At 53.4% G+C, this 2,502-nt stretch carries 3 protein-coding genes; 1 reads left to right on the top strand and 2 read right to left on the bottom strand.

All coding sequences use genetic code 11. The features are described from left to right. Both ACIQ0G_RS10930 and ACIQ0G_RS10925 read right to left on the bottom strand, forming a co-directional pair. Positions 1 to 224 (bottom strand): hypothetical protein (locus ACIQ0G_RS10930; protein WP_397577928.1); only part of this gene is annotated, 224 nt, incomplete at its 3' end. A gap of 55 nt (positions 225 to 279) precedes the next feature. Beyond that, positions 280 to 831: a hypothetical protein gene (locus tag ACIQ0G_RS10925; RefSeq protein WP_397577927.1), complete on the bottom strand. Its 552-nt coding sequence runs from the start codon at positions 829 to 831 to the stop codon at positions 280 to 282. Between the two features lie 200 nt (positions 832 to 1,031). Here ACIQ0G_RS10925 and eno point away from each other — a divergent pair, with 200 nt between their 5' ends. Beyond that, positions 1,032 to 2,306: a phosphopyruvate hydratase gene (eno, locus tag ACIQ0G_RS10920; RefSeq protein WP_397577926.1), complete on the top strand. Its 1,275-nt coding sequence runs from the start codon at positions 1,032 to 1,034 to the stop codon at positions 2,304 to 2,306. Positions 2,307 to 2,502: the final 196 nt, after the last annotated feature.

Raw genomic sequence — 2,502 nt, 5'->3', positions numbered from 1 at the left:
GCTATTGCCGCGCCGATAAGCGCGAACGCCGCAATCGCGCCATAAAGGAACGCCGATCGGAACACATGTCGGGTGTAATCAAGACGCGAACGGTAATAGTGCATTTCGGCCGTCACCAGCGCGCGCAAGTCTTCCATCACCAACGAAACCTGTTCGCTTGCGGTCGCATCTTCTGGTTTTGGGCTATCCTCCACCACTTGGTCCTGACGCTGATCCATAATCATCGGTTTCACTTATCGGTCAAAATCGGCCTTTTGCAAAGCCGCTAATGGTGTCTAATTAGGCGTCTTTGCCGCCAGAGCGAATGAGGCGTGCGAGCACAAAGCCAATGGCTGCCGCAGCGCCAACCGCAACTGCCGGGCTTTTGCGGACAAACTGGCGGGCATCATCGGCCAAGGCATCGACATCCTTTGCGTCCATCTTACCAGCGAAGCCTTCAACCATGTCTGCTGCGCTACGGGCGTAATCGCCATATTGCTTGCCGACATTGTCATCGATGGTCGCAGCGCTGTCGCGAATTAGTTTGCCAATGCTGTCAACGGCTTCTGTCGCGCGGTCCTTGCCTTTTTGAGCCGCGGCGCGTGCGCTGTCCGTTGCTTTGGATTTGAAATCATTCATTTCTGATTTGACCTTTGATGTAACACCGTCGGTTTTGCCTTTAGCAGGCTGCGCTTTTGCAACGGCCTTGGGTGCCGAAGTCGCCGCAGCGGGTTTTGCCGACTTAGTGGCGGATGGCTTGACTGCTGCTGTCTTCGCAGCCGCAGGCTTGGCGGTTGCTCTTTTCACGGGCGCTGGTTTCGCTGCCGCTTTTGGCTTTTCAGTTTCGGCCATGGGAATATGCTCCTATCGGTTAAGTGCGGGCACTCAATTGGACGCCGCTATATCTTATATTTGTACGGGCGGTGCCTTAGTCAACTATAGCACCATAAAATTACATTTAAAATCCATATGTCTTAGCGTCGTTGCCAAATCCTCAACACAACGATAGACGCGCTGACATTGTTCCCATCACGATTTTACTGGAGCTTTCCATGACTGCGATCCTCGACATACATGCCCGCCAAATTTTGGATAGCCGGGGCAACCCGACAGTCGAAGTCGATGTGTTGTTGGAGGACGGCAGTTTTGGCCGTGCAGCCGTTCCATCGGGCGCTTCGACAGGCGCATATGAAGCGGTAGAAAAGCGCGATGGCGACATGTCAAAATATATGGGCAAGGGCGTATTGCAGGCGATCGAAGCGGTTAATGGCCCGATTTATGAAGCGTTGTTGGAACTCGACGCAGAAGATCAGGAAAATGTCGATGCGGTGATGATCGACTTGGACGGAACCGACAACAAGTCGAACCTTGGTGCCAATGCTATCTTGGGCGTGAGTTTGGCGGTCGCAAAGGCTGCTGCGGACGCACGCGGGTTGCCATTATATCGTTATGTTGGCGGTGTGAACGCACATGTCCTGCCAGTCCCGATGATGAATATCATTAACGGCGGTGAACATGCCGATAACCCGATTGATTTTCAGGAATTCATGGTCATGCCCGTTGGCGCGGGATCGATTTCTGAAGCTGTTCGCTGGGGCTCTGAAATTTTTCACACGCTCAAAAAAGGCCTGCACGAAAAGCGTCTGGCGACTTCGGTCGGCGATGAAGGCGGATTCGCGCCAAATCTTGCCTCAACCCGTGACGCGCTTGATTTCATCATGACGTCAATCGACAAGGCTGGGTTTAAAGCCGGTGAAGACGTCGTGCTTGCGCTAGATTGCGCGGCAACCGAATTTTTCCGCAACGGCAAATATGAAATTTCGGGCGAAGGTCTCTCGCTTTCTCCGCATGAAATGGCGGATTACCTCGCTGCACTTTGCAAGGATTACCCCATTCGATCGATTGAGGATGGCATGAGCGAAGACGATTTTGAAGGTTGGAAAGCCATTACCGACAAGATCGGCCACGAGGTCCAGTTGGTCGGCGACGACTTGTTCGTCACCAACCCAGAGCGTCTGGCAATGGGCATTGGCAAAGGTCTTGCCAACTCTTTGTTGGTGAAGGTCAATCAGATTGGCACGCTGACTGAAACGCTGGCTGCTGTGTCGATGGCGCACCGTGCTTCTTACACTGCCGTGATGTCACATCGGTCAGGCGAGACGGAAGATGCGACCATCGCCGATTTGGCAGTGGCAACAAATTGCGGCCAGATTAAAACCGGAAGCCTTGCACGGTCCGACCGGTTGGCAAAATACAACCAGCTCATCCGCATTGAAGAGGAACTGGGTGCATCCGCGCAATATGCAGGGCAGGGTATTTTCCGCTGACCCCTCCTTTCTTGCCATTATTGCGAAAATATGATTCTGTCTGAATATGGTGCGTTCAAACCGAAAGCCTGAATATGTGAAGTCGGTGATTGGGCCAGCCTTGGCGCTTGTCGCTTTGCTGGGTATTGCGTCTTATGCGCTTCTTGGGCCAACCGGCATCATCGCGTGGACCGACTATCGGGCAGCGCTGAGTGAG

This window comes from Sphingorhabdus sp., from assembly GCF_044354325.1.
Taxonomy (GTDB): domain Bacteria; phylum Pseudomonadota; class Alphaproteobacteria; order Sphingomonadales; family Sphingomonadaceae; genus Sphingorhabdus_B.
Note: the sequence above shows the minus strand (reverse complement) of the source record. Positions and strands in the feature narration are given on the sequence as shown.

Bases quoted from the DNA above. Each gene is read 5' to 3' on its own strand.
- ACIQ0G_RS10925 (WP_397577927.1), bottom strand. From the start codon at position 831: ATGGCCGAAACTGAAAAGCCAAAAGCGGCAGCGAAACCAGCGCCCGTG.
- eno (WP_397577926.1), top strand. From the start codon at position 1,032: ATGACTGCGATCCTCGACATACATGCCCGCCAAATTTTGGATAGCCGG.